This window comes from Ruegeria sp. 6PALISEP08, from assembly GCF_001238295.1.
Classification (GTDB): Bacteria; Pseudomonadota; Alphaproteobacteria; order Rhodobacterales; family Rhodobacteraceae; genus Ruegeria.
The window spans coordinates 1-16,968 of the sequence record NZ_LGXZ01000013.1; the positions used below are offsets into that span (position 1 = coordinate 1).

A 16,968-nucleotide genomic window follows, 5' to 3' on the forward strand; every position below is an offset into this window, starting at 1 on the left:
GAGGTTAGGTACCAGCAGTTCTACGATGCGAGCAAACCCAGTAGTTTTTTTGACCCGGCCTGTAGCAAGGTCTGAAACTGGATCAAACTCTGCAAATCATGACGCTGCGTCGGCGCGTGCACAGACAACGTGGCCACCAACCTTTCGTTTTCATCCAAAACCGGAACAGCTACGGCTGCCATTCCTGACATGAACTCCTCATCATCGGTTGAATATCCAATTTGCGCGATCTGAAAGATTTCAGCGCGCAGGGCCTCGGGGTCAGTTATTGTTTTTTCTGTATTCGCCGTTAACGCCCGTGCGGAAAGAAACCCGTCCAAAGTGTTTCGACGCAGGGTGGAAAGATACATCTTTCCACTTGCCGTACAATGAAAAGGAACTTGCGATCCGATCGGCAATTGAATTCTCAAAGGCCATTTCGTTTCTACCCGGTCCAGATAGATCATGCCTTCGCGGTCCGGGATAGCCAAATTGCAGGTTTCACCTATTTCATCGGCGATCCCGCGCAGGATTGCGAGACGGGCCGTTCGCAGATGCTCTGACGAAACCGTGTTCACCGAAAGCTGCCGCAAGCGGGGACCGGGACCATAGGATCGGCCATCCATGTCACGTTGCAGGAACCCTTCGGTCTCGGCAGTTTGAAGCAGACGATGGATCGTTGGTTTCGCCAGACCCAAAGACTCGATCAGGTCAGACGGTTTGACCGCAACGCCGCGCTTTGCGACCTCTTCCAGGATAAGCAGCAAACGAAGATTTGTCGGTATTTGTGTCTCTTTACACGATGTGTCCGCGTTTGCCATTTCGCTACATTCTAATTGTTTGGCAGCAGTATCAAGGCCAGATCAGGTACCAGAGAGACCAAAATCCAGACAGACAGCAACGCTGCAAGGTAAGGCACCGTATAGCGCAATAGTCTAAAATATGGCACACCAGTCACGCCCGATGCGACATAAAGGTTCAGGCCGTATGGTGGAGTAATGAAACCTATTGACGCACCAACAAGGAAGATCACCGAAAAATGGATTGGGTCGACGCCGACAGAGACCGCTATCGGAGCCAGGATCGGCGCCAGGATGATCGTAACCGGAAGACTCTCCAGCACCATGCCTGAGAAAAAGACAATGACCATCGACGTGAACAACACAGCATAGTAGCCGCCCATTGAGGTCACGAAATCTCCGATAGTTTGCTGCGCGCCCAGCAGCGATAGAATTTGCTGCATGACCACGGAAATCGCAATCAAAGGCGCAAGAATGCCTGTAATTTGCGCCGAGCGAATAACGATGGACGGAATCTCGGGGATGGTGAACCCTTCGACGACCATCATCTCGGCAAAGCTCTTGTCTGTGGGCGAGACATCGCCACGCGCACCCATGAGCCGGTTGATCGGATAGCTGACCAATCCCGCGATGACGCAGAAACCGACGGTTACCCCGGCCGCCTCTGTCGGAGAGAATTTGCCTGTATAGATGCCCCACAAGACCAAGCCGATCGCGAAAAACCCAAGCCACGCACCAAATGCGGTTTTGAGGACGCGGTTCAGTTGCAATGGTATCAGGTGCCCCCAGCCATTGATCCGGCAGATGATCCAGCATGCAAACTGCATACCAAAAACCATCAGCGCGCCAGGTAGAATGCCGGCTACGAAAAGCTCCGAAATCGGCAAATTCATCAAGAAACCGTAAACGATAAAGATAATCGACGGAGGGATGATAATCCCAACCGTACCGCCTGCAGCTGCGGTTGCGGCGCTAAAGCGTTCGTCGTAGCCGCCTTTCACCATCTCTGGATGCAACATCGATCCGATCGTTGCCGTGGTTGCAGAGTTTGAACCCGATATCGCTGCAAACAGACCACAAGCCCCGAGCGATGCCATGGCCAACCCGCCTCGTATCCAGCCCAAACAGGAATAAGCAAAGTCGCTGAGCCTTCGCGCGATGCCAGACTTGTTGATCAAGTCACCGGTCAGAATGAAGAGCGGCATTGCCAACAAGGCGAAACCTTTGTTGAAGACGTTCAGCAGTTCTGCGCCCATGTTGTCGAGCGTCAGCCCAAGGACGAACGAGCATCCGATCACCCAATAACCGATGACCAATAAGACCGGCACACCCAGCATGAACAGGAACGTCACGCCCAGCGATATCAATGTAACCCAAGTTCCGTCAGTCATCAGTCTGCCCCAATTACAGCCTGCTTGATCAGCGGCTCTCCGGTTTTCCAATTATGCAAATCGTCGGCCAGGTTTTGGAATACGCGGCCAACCATCAGGAAGAATGACAGCGGAGCTGCCAAGAGGAACCACCACTGCATGATGTTGTCGGTTCCTAAAACAATCTGAAAGTTTGATGCGGACAGCGCGACCAGGCGAGTTGTGGTCACAATTACGATGACCGCGAAAATGAACCACAAAACGGCATCAAGAATCAGGCAAGCCAATTGCCCGCCGCGTGGCATCGCGCTGCGAAATTCGCTAAAGCTGAGATGAGTACGCAAGCGGACGTTATAGGATGCGCCAAACCAGGCCATTATCATGAAAAGAAGCGGAGGAATGGTGGTGGACCAGGGTTCCTGATCATTGAAGACAAACCGGTCGATCACACCCCAGAAGATGATCAGGGCAATAGCAAGGTAAGAATAGACCATCACCGAACGCTCAAAATGGCGCTCGACAAAGGGTACCTTGCGATAGATCAGCGTCACCAGAAGACCGCCGAGAGCAGCAACAACCGTGCCGACAACCCAGGCGGCATCAGATTCCAATGCGGTTTGAATCTCGAATGAATCTCGGGTGAGCAACGCGCTGAAAATCGCGCCGATATCTGCCCATAAAGACATGAACCCCGTCCTCCCAGTCGGTGTTTAGTGGAGCCGGCCCGATTAAGGCCGGCTCGGTCAGGTTTATCAGGTTTGGCCCATCCACCAACGGCGTGGCTCTACATTTTCCGGCAAGGTGTCTGCGGGGATCTCGCGCGCGATGTCGTAGATCTCCTGATAGGTGTCGATACCACCGGCCCACTTGTTGAGCCGCTCGCGCCACTGTGCCCATGGTTCGGGGTTGTAGTTCGGAGCGCACATTTCTTCGGCCAGTTTGATCTGATCGTCGGGCAGGAAGGCCGGACGAACGCCATTTTCAGCGAAGATCGTGTTGGGAAGCTGAGGTTCCGAGAAACCGACCGTGTTCAACAGTGCCGCTTCGTTAGCCCCCTGGATCAGGGCCTGAGTGAAATACGAAGACTCCATCACCGCATCCTGCAACTCGCCGCCAAGGCTGTCGAACACTTTGGCCGACATCGAAGTGTGTTCGGTGCCGCAGAAGAACTTGAGGTTAACTGATTGCGAAACTACAGGCGCCATGTTGGCGTATGCAACAGCCGACGCCCATGTTTCAGCCCCATCGATCAGGCCTGTTTTGAGCGCGTCCAAAGTCTCTTCCCACGCCACAGGAACTGGGTTCAGGTTCAGCAGTTGCATGGCAATCCGGCCCAGCTGCGTCCCCGTCACGCGGTTCTTGGTTCCGAACAGCTCCTCCAGCTTGGTGACGGTTGGCTTGTCAGCAAAGGTCGAGCCCATTTGCAGTCCGCGCAGTTCGCAATGGGTAAACAGGAACTTCAACCCGTGACGCTTTTCGAGGGGGTCACGCAAAATGCGTTGGCTTTCCGGGCTGTAGAAGAAGTGATACTGGGCCGCCCGGCTAGGGAACATGTAAGCATAGTCGAGCACGTTCAGATATGGCGCGCCACCGGCCGAGTTTTGGGTCGACGCCGCATAGATGTCGACAATTCCCTGCTGAGTCTTCTCGACACAGCTTAGCTGCCCGCAGATTTGGTTGTCGCCGATGAACTCGATCCGAATCTCTCCGTCCGTGCGCTCTTCCAGATCGCGGGCGAATTCGATGGCTCCAGCTCGTTCGATCAGCAGGTTACGCGTGTTGAAACCCGATGCACCAAACTTCAGTGTGTGCTTGGGTTCTTTCGAGAAACGTTTTTCGTAATTGGATTCAGCGGCTTGTGCCAAGTTGGCCAGACTCATGGCTCCGCCAAAGCCACCTGCAGCCAACAGTGTAGAGCTCATGCCATAGCGCCCGGCCACGCGGAAAAAGTCCCGCCGTGAAATACCGCTTAGTTTCTTACCGATCTCCATTGCTTACCTCCCTGATCGCAATTATTGAGACGTTTTGTATCAAAAAATGCTAGTATAGTTCCAGCAATTTGCATAGAGTTTTTTTCAACAACCTTGGGAGGAGACAGTGATGGAGGTAGATTATGCAGTCGTCGGAGCGGGTTCTTCTGGCTGTGTCATTGCCAATCGGCTGAGCGCTGACCCCAATACAACGGTTGCATTGTTGGAAGCTGGCGGTCCGGATACCAACCCGTGGATTCACATCCCGGTTGGATACTTCAAAACCATGCACAACCCCGCAGTGGACTGGTGCTATCGCACGGAACCTGATCCAGGTTTGAACGGGCGTTCGATTGACTGGCCGCGCGGAAAGGTCCTGGGGGGTTCATCCTCGTTGAATGGGCTGCTTTACGTTCGCGGACAGAAAGAGGACTACAACCGCTGGCGTCAGATGGGAAATGTCGGATGGGGTTGGGACGACGTCTTGCCTCTCTTCAAACGCAGCGAAGATCAGGAACGCGGAGAGGACGAATTTCATGGTACCGGCGGGCCTCTGTCGGTCTCGAACATGCGCATTCAGAGACCAATCTGCGACGCATGGGTTTCCGCTGCGCAAGCCGCGGGTTACCCGTTCAACCCTGACTACAACGGGGCCGATCAGGAAGGTGTTGGGTACTTTCAGTTAACCACGCGAAATGGTCGCCGATGCAGCGCTGCGGTTGCTTACCTCAAGCCTATTAAGAACAGGCCAAACCTGAGCATCATCACACATGCCTTGGTGGCACGCGTAGAGTTGGACGGAAAGAAAGCAACGGGGCTTCTTTACCGAGACCGATCAGGCAAAATGCAATCAATCAAAGTACGGCGTGAAATTGTCTTGTCTGGCGGTGCCATCAACTCTCCCCAGATATTGATGTTGTCGGGCATCGGAGATCCCGATCACCTGAAGGCCAATGGTGTCGAACCCGTCCATTCGCTACCCGGTGTGGGAAAACGGCTGCAGGATCATCTGCAGGCGCGCCTTGTCTTCAAGTGCAACGAGCCCACGTTGAATGATGAAGTGCGAAGCTTGTTCAATCAGGCCCGCATCGCGTTGAAATACGCACTATTTCGTGCTGGACCCATGACGATGGCGGCCAGTCTGGCCACCGGGTTCCTGAAAACTCGTCCCGAGGTGCAATCACCTGACATCCAGTTCCACGTCCAGCCCTGGTCAGCCGACAGCCCCGGAGAAGGCGTGCACCCATTTTCAGCGTTCACAATGTCCGTCTGCCAACTCAGGCCTGAAAGCCGGGGGGAGTTGCGTTTGGATGGCCCTGATCCAAGTGACTACGTCAAGATCATCCCGAACTATCTTTCGACCGAAACGGATTGCAGAACCATCGTCGACGGCGTGAACATCGCACGTGATATCGCCCGGCATAACCCTTTAGCTTCTAAGATTTCGGAAGAGTTTCGACCATCTTCCGATCTTTCCAGCGAAGACTACGAAGGCACTTTGGATTGGGCGCGATCGAACTCTGTTTCTATCTATCACCCCACGGGAACTTGTGCGATGGGCACCTCCGAAAATGCCGTAGTGGACCCAAGTTTGAAAGTCAGGGGGATTACTAATCTTCGCGTAGCTGACTGCTCGATCATGCCGGAGATCGTTAGCGGGAACACCAATGCTCCGGCGATCATGATCGGTGAAAAAGCCAGCGAATTGATTACTTCAAAGAAGTGATGAGCGTGTTGGTTAGTGAGGTTGCGCTTTGTGCAAATCTGTTGTCTGTGCGACCGGATTGAGTTCGAAGACCTAGTCGAGTTGCGCCACAGAGAGTGGCAAGAACAAGCCCCACTTCTTCATTCTGTTTGAGGCTTTCCCCACGTTTTGATGACAGCAACCCGGTCTTTTTCGTCACGGCACCGCCACTTTTGTGCGACATCTGTGCTAACAAATATTTCTGTAATGCATCTGTGAAATCTCGATCTTTTCCCAGGTCTGCGAAGAGCGAATTTGCAGTATTCGCCGTGGCTGTTGCTGCATCGCAATCCATGACTGTAAAGTCCGCTCTCCCGCCTCTTACCAACCGACGCTGGAGGTCCTGTGTGGGCGCAGAGCCGTCATTCGAAGGTCAACAAAATGGAGCGTCGATGTCCGGTGTGCGGACAAAACTGACTTTGCATTCCATCCAAGGAGTGGCAGTTTTGAGATGAACGAATTCGGATTTAGCCATGGATCGTAGAACTTTTGCAGGCTTAGCAGCGTCATCACTAGTGTGCTCGCCGGGTTTAATTTCGGCGCAACAGCCCCGGCACGTCACGATCATCGGTGCGGGTGCCGCCGGATTGACGGCGGCCTACCATCTAACAAGAACCGGCGTTCAGGTTCACATCCTCGAAGCCTCACCGTCATGGGGAGGTCGCTTGAAGCGCCTCACGGGATTTGCTGATGTGCCCCTCGATCTTGGGGCGGAGTGGATCCATGATGATCCTAAGATCCTTGGGCGTATTCTTGATCAAGGCGAGACCGATCTTGGTGTTGCGACCATCAATTACCAGCCGCAAACATACCAGTTCTGGAACAACGGAAAGCTGAAAAACTTCAATGCGCTGCGGCACGGCTATGAGGAAGTGAAATTCTTCGACACGACATGGTACGGTTTCTTCGAGACATTTGTACTGCCTGCGGTTCGTGAAAAGATTGCGGTTGGTGCGGCGGTCTCGCAGATTTCAAAACAAGGGTCGCGGGTTTCAGTTCGGCTCACCGACGGTCGGACGCTGGACACAGACAAAGTGTTGGTCACAGTGCCGTTGTCCGTACTGCAACGCGATCAGATCGCATTTCAGGATGGGCTTGCGCCGCACAGCCTGAACGCGCTCCAAGACATCGGTTTTGGGTCCGGTTTCAAAGTGTTCCTCAAATTCAGTGAGCGCTTCTATCCCGACATACTGTTTGAAGGGTCTCGTGCGAGTGTTTTGGCCAATACATGGTCAGAAAAGATCTACTACGATGCCGCTTTCGGCAAACCGACGAGCCAGAACATATTGGGGCTCTTTACCGTGTCGGATGAGCCACTCGGCCGCGTATCATTGGATGATGGAGCCCTCTTGCAGGATGTTCTCGCAGAACTGACAGAAATTTTCGGTTCAGTCGTGAGAGAGGCATTCTTTGATGGTGTCGTCCAAAACTGGAGCCGCGAACGCCACATTATGGGTAGCTACTCGATGGAGAATTACGGCAACGATGACATCATTGAAATTTTGGCGCCAGTAAAGGGACGCGTTTTCTTTGCCGGTGAAGCTCTTGGCCAAGATGACCAGTCAACGGTGCAAGGCGCTGCGTTTTCGGCAAAAAGAGCCGTCGAGCAGATGACTGTCGCGTAAATTGGGTTCGAGCCTAAGGTTTCAAATTCTCAAAAGCAGCCGTTCAAGCATAGCGCAGCATTGGTCAGAACGGCTCGCTGAATGTCAGGACCCCTCTTGCAATACTGACCGAATAGTTTTTGCCACTTAGCCCTTAGCGATTAAGTGCACTAGCCTGGACGGGAAAATTTTTGCCCCGGATTAGTAGAAGGGGCGCATTTTTTGCGATGTTCGTGATCCAATCCGAGGCTCGCTGCAGACTCTTGGAGAAGAGTTAGAGCTTTCCAATGGTGTGGTATGAAAAGGGCAGATTGGTGATTGTGTTATTTGAGCCCCAAGGCTTGTCCATTTTCACCAAAGTGGTGCAGTTTTTCGGTTGGGAAATGCAGACCGATGTTAGCCCCCGGCTCAAGATCGGTATCGCCATTTAACCGCACTGTGACCTTTTCCTCGCCACCACAATCAACGATCAAGAAAGTATCTGCACCCAGGTATTCGATCACCTCGATGACGCCATCGCATTGACCTTCACCCGCCGGGACAACCTGAATGTGCTCTGGCCGAACACCAAGTTTGGTTGCAACGCCGGACCGGTCGAACGCGCCACTGCCACCGTGTTCCAGCCGGTAGATACCGCCTTCGGTGGTGCAGGGTAGAATATTCATCTTCGGGCTGCCGATGAATTGAGCCACAAACAGGTTTGCGGGGCGCTCATAAAGCTCTCGTGGGGTGCCGACCTGAGCGATCTTTCCGTATTCCAGAACGACAATCCGGTCGGCGAGCGTCATTGCCTCAACCTGATCGTGCGTCACGTAGATCATCGTGCGTTTAAGAGTTTGGTGCAGCTTGGCGATTTCGTAACGCATCTCAACCCGAAGCGCAGCATCAAGGTTTGAAAGCGGTTCATCGAAAAGAAACGCCGTCGGATCACGCACGATAGAACGGCCGATGGCCACCCGCTGTCGCTGACCACCGGACAGGTCCTTTGGCCGTCTCTCCAGGAAAGCCCCCAACTTGAGAACTTCGGCGGCCTTACCGACTTGCTCGTTAATCTCGACCTTTGGCACACCGGCCACCTTGAGGGAAAATCCCATGTTTTCCGCAACCGTCAGGTGGGGGTAAAGCGCATAAGACTGGAAGACCATAGTCAGACCGCGCTTTGAAGGTGGATGATCCGTGACATCGCCGTCATCGATCAACAACGACCCGCGCGAAATGTCCTCGAGCCCGCCAATCATTCGCAACAATGTAGATTTCCCGCAACCAGACGGGCCGACGAAAACAATGAACTCACCTTCTTCGATCTTGAGGTTTACGCCCTTAATAACCTGCACCGAGCCGAACCATTTTTCGACAGACTTTAGTTCGATGCTACCCATCAGGCCCTCCCTGCCCAGTGAAGCCAGACGGCGGCTGTCCATGTAAATGCATTGCCACCTGCGGGGCTGCCCGACTTTGGATCAAAATACTCTGCAAATCCGTAACCCGAGATCAACTCGGCAGTTTTCCGGCGCAGCTCTTCTGCCTGTTGTGTATGCCCCATATCAGCCAGTCCGACCCCAATCATCATATTCATGAATGCCCATGTCGGGCCGCGCCAATACCTGCGCGCATCGAATTTTGGCATCTCGAGGTCATAGCTTGGAACGGGGTATGGAGCGGTCTCCAACGTCGACTTCAGCCGCTCAAGCATCTGGTCGGATTCGATGCCCGCGTACCAACATAGGTATGACGCGTTCGAAACACTGTTGGCCACTTCCCCGGTATGCGCGTCACGAGAATCGAAACTGCCTAGGTCATCGTTCCAAAGCGAACGCGCGCCGGTATCAAGCTTTTCGATATCGGTTGCGAGGCCTTCAGCCTCCAGACCCAGCTGTTCGCTGACTGCAAGCAGGTCCCGTGCAGCGCGTAGCGTCGTGAAGGTCATCGTGGGGTCCGCGACTCTGAACGGGTTCAGGGACAACAGGGCTTGCTGGTCCCACCCTGCATCTCGGCCGATCTGAACCAGCTTGATGTACCGGTCATAATCGAACTTTGTGGGTCGGTCGTCACTGTTCACATGGCTTGTATCGCGGCGCTGGTATTCGCCTACATCCGACGCGTCCATACGCGCCATGGAGTTATCCCAATCGGGCGCGTTGTCGCGGCCCGCTTCCCAGGGATGGGTCGTGCATACGGCGCCAAATTCATCAAGGCGCCATTTCATGATCCAATGATGCCACGCCAGCATTTTTGGGAACAGCGCCTTCATGCGAGCATCCCCAAACGCGGTATCCTGTTCCCAGATTTTGCGCACCATGGTCGCAGCAATGGGGGGCTGAATGATGCCCGAAGACGGGATCGGGCCATTGCATCCCCAAACGTCGGGGCCGGGGAAATACCCTTCATCCTGCTGGTGGAACAGGATATGCGGAACCATGCCGTCTTTCCATTGCCCGGTGAACAGCGTTTCGATCTCGGTCCATGCGCGGTCAAGGTCGAATTGGGCAAAGCCAAGCGCGGCAATCGCGCTGTCCCAGTTCCATTGGTATGGATACAGCCCCTCGGTCGGGATGGTGTAGCCTCCGCGATCGTTGGCAATCAGGATATTGCGCGCCTCGCGGTCGGGGTTCGTATGTTGGTTCATCTGTGTCATCCTTTGACAGACCCCGCCGTGAGGCCCTTGGTCATGAAACGTTCAAGCCCCAGGAACAACGCCATGATCGGCAGGGTGGCGATCACCGCACCGGCCATCAGGTGCTGACGGGGTATTTCCGAAGAGTTCAACATCGTGACGCCTCGGGTCAGGGTGAATTTCGACGGATCGTCCAACAGCATGAAGGCCAGAAGGAATTCATTCCAGGCGATCATGAAGACATAGAGCGAAACCGACGCCAGCGCAGGCAGGCTGAGCGGCAAAGTGATCTTCCAGATCACGGCCAGACGCGACAGACCATCCATCAGACCAGCCTCTTCCACTTCGGTCGGCAGACCACGGAAGTAACCCTGCAGCATGTAAAGCGCGACAGGGATCGTCGTGACCGGATAGACCATGACGATGCCGAGGATCGAGTTCCGCAGGCCCGTTATCGAAAACGCGATATAGATCGGCAGCGCCAGAACGATCATCGGCACCATGTAGATCAGCAGGATCGACCGCGAAAACGCCTTTTGCCCTTTGAACCGGAACCGCGCCACGGCATAGGCACCAGGGACACTGAACAGCAGTGTAATGAACACCGTCAGGACCGAGACGTAGAAGGACGTCCAGAGATAGGTGCCGAAATTGAAGTCACGGAACAGCTCGGTATAGCTGCGGAACAACGCGGTGCCCTGGCTCAAGTCAACAGAGAAATCCAGCGGGTTCTGCAACAGCGCCTGCTGCGATTTCAGGCTGGTCATCACCATCACGTAGAATGGGATGACGACGATGGCCGTGAAAAAGATATAGCCAAATCCAGTGCAGAATCGGATCACCGCGTCTTCGAATTCATGGCGTGTCAGTTCGGCGAAGGGTAGCTCTTTGAGGATCTCGGCCAGTGACAGATGCATCACGACTGCAACAGCGATGATCGTGATGAAACTGGCCTGAACCGACGTATCGGGACCAATCAGAACCGGACCCAGGCCGCTTAGACAAGACAAGCCAAGCAACACGGAGACCGCCAGACGCGCCGGAGCATGGCGCGCTGGAAACGCAACATAAGTAAGACCTGCCACTGCCCCCCAGACCAGGCCCAATCCCACCTGCGGGCGAAAAGTTGCGCCAGTCGCGAAAGACATGGTGACGGCGATGGTGCTGGCAATAATGACGAGCCAGAGCGCGCCCAGAACCGGACCGGTTATGTAACCTTTTCGCATCAAAGACCCTCCTCACGGCTGATGTAGCGGAAGAAGACAAAGCTGAAGGCGATCAGGCACAGCAGGATGACCACGGCCACCGCCGCACCTGCCCCGATATTTGAGATCGCAAACGCCTGCTCATAGACATTCACGGTCAGTGTGCGGGTGCCAGCATTACCGCCGGTCAGCAGGAAGATGTCGTCGAACTTGTTGAACGTCCAGATAAAGCGCAAAAGGAACAGCACCGACAGGATACCCAACAGTTGCGGGATGCTCAGCAACCAGAACTTCTGGAAGGGCGACGCCCCATCCATGTCCGCCGCTTCATACATGCTGCTATCGATGGATTGCATCCGCGCCAGGATGAACAGGAAGGACAGCGGAAAATAGCGCCAAATCTCGAACACCGTAACCATGATCAGCGCCAGAGGGCGTTCGCCGAAAAAGTTGATCGGTGCGTTGGTCAGCCCCATCTGGATCAAAAGCGCATTGGCCGAACCCGAAAACGGATCAAACAGCGTGACCCAGGTAAAGGCCACCGCAATGACCGGTGCAACATAGGGAAACAAATAGAGCCCCCGGATGAACCCTTGCCCCTTGAAACTTTTGTTCAGCAACAACGCCGCAAACAAACCCATGACCAATGCGCCAACGGTCCCGAACACCGTGTAAAACAGAGTGACCCAAAGCACGCCCCAGAACTCGGACCCGTCAAACACGCGGGCATAATTTTCGAGGCTGAAATCAAGATTGGTCAGAACATTCGGACCGCTTCCGGTCACACGCGGTTCTGACGTTTCGACCACGTCTTCGAACGACTCGGGGTCGCCGTCAATGGCGACAGGAATGCGGATACGTTCGCGCTGCCCCCCTTCCAGAGTGCCGAAGTCACAAAACAGCTCTTGCCCGTCCAACACGCAGGGAGCAGCAACTTCCCCTGCAACGACACCATCGGGCAGAACATCGCTGAGGGTGACACCGTCGATTGCGATCTCCTGACTGGAGTTGCGCAAGCGGTATTCAATCCGCAGATCGTCGCCCGATCCGCGCAGGCTTTCACGTACAACTGGTGCGGGTGGGCGTAGATCGGAAAGGGTAAATGGCTTGAAGCTGATCCAGAAAATCGCCAGCAAAGGCAAGATCACAACAAGCGATACACTGATCACGGTCGGAGCCAGCAGCGTCCAGGCCAGACGCGCTTCGCGTTTGGCTAATGCCCCGGTTCCGGTCGGTGGGGTGGTCGAAGTCATGGGATACCTCGAAGGGTTGGGTGCAGCGGCGCGCGCGCCGCTGCAGATGCCAGTGAGCGGCGGTGTTACTCGACCTTGGCGAGTTCGTCGTTCATGGCTGCAACGGCTGCGGCCGCATCGATTTCACCATCGATGTACTGACGCACGACACGGTTGATCGCCTGAGAGTTGATCATTTTCGACGCCAGCGCCAACTGACCTTCAGCCACACCCCAGCGTTGCGCCACGTCCAGACCGCCAACGATCTCGTCGATCATGGCTTGTTCATACAGCTCGCCCAGCGGGGCTTTGCGGTCGACGCCCACGGGCAGTTCGGCCCAGGCTTCAGAGAACGCGGTCGGGTTGTCTGCGTTGCCGCGGCGTACCGGGAACTTACCCTCGGGCGCAATGGCCAACGTCTGAGTATAGCCGTCATCCATGGCAAACTTTACGAACTCCATGGCCGCGTCGGTGTCCGCATCATTGGTGATACCAAAATACCGCACGTCGCCCCAAGCCGCGCCATCGGGGTTTGATGGGCCGGACAGTTTGGTCACGATACCGGTCTTGCTGGCCAGATCACGCGAGGTCGGATCATCATTGATGGTCGGCGGGGCACTGTCGCGCAGACCGGCCAATTCATCAAGAATGAAGGGCGACCAAATGATCATCGCCGCCTTGCCGTCGAAATACAGCTCGCGCGATTGCTTCCAGTAAAGCTCTCCCGGAGGCGACGCCTCGGAGATCGCTTTGTAGAAATCCAGAACCTCGGTGGTCTTGGCTTCGTCCAGTGGCTGGAACCCATCGGGCCCGACCGGCGAGACGCCGTTTGCCAGGAACACATGCTCCAGCACCTGGCTCATGAAATTCTCATCAACCTTGGTGGCTGAGACAAAACCATACATTTCAGGCGGGTTGTGCAGCGCCTCAAGTGCGGCCTGAATGTCCGCGAAACTGTCGGGCGCTTCCAGACCGGCTTCGTCAAAAAGATCCTTCCGGTAGACAACCATTTGCGTCCAGCCGTCCACCGGGACCGAGGCGGTTTCATCATTGAACGCAGCCATACCCAATGCGCCCGGGGCGAAGGTGTCAGTTCCCAGTTCTTCGATCACTTCAGTCGCGGCTTCGGTGTCCAGAATTCCTGCTTCAGCCCATGGCAAGGCGTACTGCAACGGATGATAGACCACATCGGGCAAGTCGCCTGCGGCAAAAGCTGCGGTTGCGCGGGTGCCCAGATCGGTTTCGGTCACCGGGATCACCTCGACCGTAGTGCCGGTTTCCGCTTTGAACTGGTCCGCCATTTCCTGCTGCTTTGCAAGCCGTTCAGGTTGTTCTTCAGTTGTCCAGAAACGAATTGTATCTGCCTGTGCGGACACTGCGGCCAAAGCCAGCGCCAGCGATGTGCTCAGCATCAGTCGAGATGCCTTTGGTGTAAGTTTCATGGTCGGTCTCCTCCCCGATTACCATTTTTTAGTTGAGTAACTTTGTGCGCCAACTCCTCGGGTGTCAGGCGCGGTGGTCCATCAGATTTCCGCTCTACAAGCTCGGCTTGGCCGAGTTCGCGTAGACCTTCAGGTGCTTCACCACGGGTCTGCCGTATGAGCATTTCAGCAAGGCGTTCGCCGGCCCGCTTTGAGTCAACACTGAATGTCGTCAGACCGGGGCTGACATATTGGCATTCGGGTATGCCATCATATCCAAGGATCGAAACATCCTGACCGATTTGCAGGCCAAATTCGGCGCAAACAGAATAAGAACCCAAGGCGGCCAGATCAGTCGCAAAGACGATTCCGGTTGGCGGGTGGTCAAGCTCCAGCAGCGCCCGCGCTTGGGTTGCCCCCTCATCTCGACTACGGGCGCCTTCGCGGATCAGTTCAGGGTCAACTGGCATTTCAGCGGCCTTTAGACCCTCAAGATACCCCTCGCGGCGGAGGTGGCTGTAATTGAATTTCGGATCGCTACCAACAAAGCCTATGCGACTATGGCCAAACGCACGCAAGCGGGTGACAGCACTGCAGATTGCCGCTTCGCCTGAGATGTCAAACCATGATGTATCGCTATCAGGGTCGGTCTGCCCATATCCGGTTCGACCATAGAGTATGAATGGAACATTCGACGCCCTCAGGTACTCGATACGGGCGTCTTCGACTTCCGTCCTTGGCAAGATGAACCCATCAGCCTTGCGCTCTTCCACCAGGCGCCCCAAAACGTTCAGCATGTCTTTTTCGGACTTGGCCGTTGAGATTGTCATCGTCCAATCGAATGCGCTGGCGGCTTCACAAGCGCCTGCCAGAAAATCCTGAAGAAATGGATTGTGCCTGTCTGGTTCTCCGCTGTTTACGACCATTGCGATAGCACGCACCTTTCCTGTGCGGATCGCCTGCGCGTGGCTGAGCGGGCGATAGCCCATCTTCCGAGCAGTGGCTTCAACCCTTTTTCTCGTGGATTCAGAGATATCCGAATAACCGTTCAAAGCGCGCGACACGGTGCTTTTCGAAAGACCGAGATGATCAGCCAGTTCGTCCAGTTTCACCCGTCCAGATGCGGAGTGGCGACGGAACGTTGGTTGATGCTTTGGTGGACTGGGATTCGTTATCATCTGACTATTTTTTCGTTCCGAAACCGGTTTCGGCAATGGAAATCTGAAAAAATTCAACTTTCCGGTTGGAACTCTCTGGCCTGCTGGAGAAACTCGCCTTTCAGGAGCCCGGCACAAACACGCCGCATCTTTGACCTAAAGTGTGCTTTTCGTGCAAAGCTGCCGTTACTAGCAACTAGTATTGCATGGGCGCGAACGGCAGCTCTGCGGCCGACTGTTACACTTTGCAGTTCGACAGAAAGGTACAATAGCGAACGGCGGCAGGTCCTCTTCCCCACCACTTTCCTTTCGTGGGCCGGCGGGATTTGGACAAGCCAAACGCCTCTGGCCATCAGGGGTAGAACGCTGCCCTCCCCCTCGGTCAACCCTATTAGACAGGGCCGTATCCTCGGATACGCCTACGGGCTGCACCACCCCTGTCGAATAGCATTGCCTCGCCCCTTCCCGCGTTCGCCACGTGGCAGATTGGCAGGATAAGGCTGCTTCGCTGTCTGATATGCAAATCAACGCTGATTATCCAAAAGAGAAGTCAGATCAAACGAAACTGTCTGAGGGAGTATGATATGGGCTCGTTAGGTCAGTTAATGACACAAAGGTCAAATTCAACTGATGTCCAACGTTTGGGGCGCCTTCTGATGTCGAACGTTCTTCACATTTCTGGCCCAACTGTCACGATTGGGTCAGGTTCGTGTGACGTTCAACATTTACTGTGGAACGTCACAGATCTTGGACTTAATCAACGGCCAAAACCTCAATAAATCAGTTTAACACGTCATTCAATTCTGGCCCAAACGTCAAGCATTTCTGACCCAGATCAACCAACGGCCTCTCACCGATACTGCTGCTCATGTTGAAACCTAAACTTGAACCAATCCACAATATAGTTTTGTAAAGTACCGGCCGCCTTTTCGGCTAAAACGCTACCCGATCGCCACCCTTCAAATCCAGAATTTCTCTGGCTTCCTCGGGCGAGGCAACCTGATTACCCAGATCTTCTACGATGCGGCGAATTTTAGACACCTGCTGCGCATTGCTTTCTGCCAGATTTCCACGAGAAATGAATAAGCTGTCCTCCAGTCCAACACGAATATTGCCACCCATTTGGCTCGCCGTCGTGGCAAGCGACATCTGTGCTCCTCCCGCTCCCAATACCGACCATCGGTAGTCGTCACCGAAAAGCCGATCAGCTGTGCGTTTCATGAAGATCAGGTTGTCTACTTCAGGTCCGATACCGCCGAGGATACCAAAGATGAATTGAATAAATATGGGCGCTTTAAATAGCCCGATATCCATACAAAACTTTAGGTTGTACAAATGGCCGACATCATAGCATTCGTGTTCGAATTTGATGTCATGCGGCGCCAGGGTTTCTGCCGCTTCACGAATGTCCCGGAATGTATTGCGAAAGATGTTTTGATCAGAGTTCGCGACATAGTCCTTTTCCCAATCAAATTTCCAATCGTCATCGCGATACCTGTTAGCCAATGGGTGAAACGAGAAATTCATTGAACCCATATTCATTGAACACATTTCGGGGCTGAAGGTCTTGGCTGGGGTGATCCGATCCTGAATGGACAATGTCAGTGATCCACCGGTTGATAGATTCACAACTGCGTCGGTGGCTTGTTTGATGCGCGGCAGGAAAGGCGCGAAATCACTCGGGTCGACTGATGGCGATCCGTTCTCGGGGTTTCGCGCGTGCAGATGCAGGATCGACGCACCGGCCTCGGCCGCTTCAACCGCCTGTTGTGCGATGTCGTCATAAGTGTAGGGCAGCGCATTCGACATTGTCGGCGTGTGGATTGCACCAGTTACGGCACAGGTGATTATGGTCTTTTTCTGTCGGGCCAT

14 protein-coding genes are annotated in these 16,968 nt (G+C 54.5%); 2 read left to right on the plus strand and 12 right to left on the minus strand.

The features are described from left to right. Nucleotides 1-20: 20 nt before the first annotated feature. The 4 genes from ALB80_RS17215 to ALB80_RS17230 form a co-directional block, all read right to left on the minus strand. Nucleotides 21-800 carry an IclR family transcriptional regulator gene (locus ALB80_RS17215; RefSeq protein WP_050605340.1) on the minus strand — a complete coding sequence of 260 codons (780 nt, stop codon included), beginning with the start codon at nt 798-800 and terminating at the stop codon, nt 21-23. 11 nt (nt 801-811) lie between these two features. Beyond that, nucleotides 812-2,170 carry a TRAP transporter large permease gene (locus ALB80_RS17220; RefSeq protein ID WP_050605341.1) on the minus strand — a complete coding sequence of 453 codons (1,359 nt, stop codon included), beginning with the start codon at nt 2,168-2,170 and terminating at the stop codon, nt 812-814. After that, nucleotides 2,170-2,835 (minus strand): TRAP transporter small permease, encoded by a 666-nt coding sequence (locus ALB80_RS17225; protein ID WP_050605342.1) that lies wholly within the window; start codon nt 2,833-2,835, stop codon nt 2,170-2,172. Before ALB80_RS17225 ends, ALB80_RS17220 begins: the two co-directional genes overlap by 1 nt. A 66-nt stretch (nt 2,836-2,901) precedes the next feature. Beyond that, nucleotides 2,902-4,140, minus strand: coding sequence for a TRAP transporter substrate-binding protein (locus ALB80_RS17230; RefSeq protein WP_050605343.1), 1,239 nt, complete (start codon nt 4,138-4,140; stop codon nt 2,902-2,904). Between the two features lie 109 nt (nt 4,141-4,249). Between ALB80_RS17230 and ALB80_RS17235 the strand changes: the two genes are divergently transcribed. Further along, nucleotides 4,250-5,845: a GMC family oxidoreductase gene (locus ALB80_RS17235; protein ID WP_050605344.1), complete on the plus strand. Its 1,596-nt coding sequence runs from the start codon at nt 4,250-4,252 to the stop codon at nt 5,843-5,845. Here the strand turns inward: ALB80_RS17235 and ALB80_RS17240 are convergent. Next, complete coding sequence (locus tag ALB80_RS17240) at nt 5,829-6,158, minus strand: hypothetical protein (RefSeq protein WP_050605345.1); 330 nt, start codon at nt 6,156-6,158, stop codon at nt 5,829-5,831. The genes ALB80_RS17235 and ALB80_RS17240 overlap by 17 nt on opposite strands. Nucleotides 6,159-6,336: 178 nt before the next feature. Here ALB80_RS17240 and ALB80_RS17245 point away from each other — a divergent pair, with 178 nt between their 5' ends. Continuing rightward, nucleotides 6,337-7,488 (plus strand): NAD(P)/FAD-dependent oxidoreductase, encoded by a 1,152-nt coding sequence (locus ALB80_RS17245; protein ID WP_083445342.1) that lies wholly within the window; start codon nt 6,337-6,339, stop codon nt 7,486-7,488. A gap of 302 nt (nt 7,489-7,790) precedes the next feature. Here the strand turns inward: ALB80_RS17245 and ALB80_RS17250 are convergent, their stop codons facing one another. The 7 genes from ALB80_RS17250 to ALB80_RS17280 all read right to left on the minus strand — a co-directional run bounded on the left by ALB80_RS17250 (nt 7,791) and on the right by ALB80_RS17280 (nt 16,968). Further along, nucleotides 7,791-8,846 carry an ABC transporter ATP-binding protein gene (locus ALB80_RS17250; RefSeq protein ID WP_050605347.1) on the minus strand — a complete coding sequence of 352 codons (1,056 nt, stop codon included), beginning with the start codon at nt 8,844-8,846 and terminating at the stop codon, nt 7,791-7,793. Further along, nucleotides 8,846-10,093 (minus strand): hypothetical protein, encoded by a 1,248-nt coding sequence (locus tag ALB80_RS17255; protein WP_371255999.1) that lies wholly within the window; start codon nt 10,091-10,093, stop codon nt 8,846-8,848. The genes ALB80_RS17250 and ALB80_RS17255 overlap by 1 nt, the downstream gene beginning before the upstream one ends. A 5-nt stretch (nt 10,094-10,098) precedes the next feature. Next, nucleotides 10,099-11,307 (minus strand): carbohydrate ABC transporter permease, encoded by a 1,209-nt coding sequence (locus tag ALB80_RS17260; protein WP_050605349.1) that lies wholly within the window; start codon nt 11,305-11,307, stop codon nt 10,099-10,101. Beyond that, the gene (locus ALB80_RS17265; protein WP_050605350.1) at nt 11,307-12,539 is read right to left on the minus strand and encodes a carbohydrate ABC transporter permease; all 1,233 of its coding nucleotides are present in this window, start codon (nt 12,537-12,539) and stop codon (nt 11,307-11,309) included. The genes ALB80_RS17260 and ALB80_RS17265 overlap by 1 nt, the downstream gene beginning before the upstream one ends. A gap of 65 nt (nt 12,540-12,604) precedes the next feature. Next, nucleotides 12,605-13,960, minus strand: coding sequence for an ABC transporter substrate-binding protein (locus tag ALB80_RS17270; RefSeq protein WP_157054237.1), 1,356 nt, complete (start codon nt 13,958-13,960; stop codon nt 12,605-12,607). After that, nucleotides 13,957-15,051, minus strand: a complete 1,095-nt coding sequence (locus ALB80_RS17275) for a LacI family DNA-binding transcriptional regulator (protein ID WP_253276905.1) — start codon at nt 15,049-15,051, stop codon at nt 13,957-13,959. The genes ALB80_RS17270 and ALB80_RS17275 overlap by 4 nt, the downstream gene beginning before the upstream one ends. A 978-nt stretch (nt 15,052-16,029) precedes the next feature. Beyond that, nucleotides 16,030-16,968, minus strand: a complete 939-nt coding sequence (locus tag ALB80_RS17280; RefSeq protein WP_050605351.1) for a 3-keto-5-aminohexanoate cleavage protein — start codon at nt 16,966-16,968, stop codon at nt 16,030-16,032.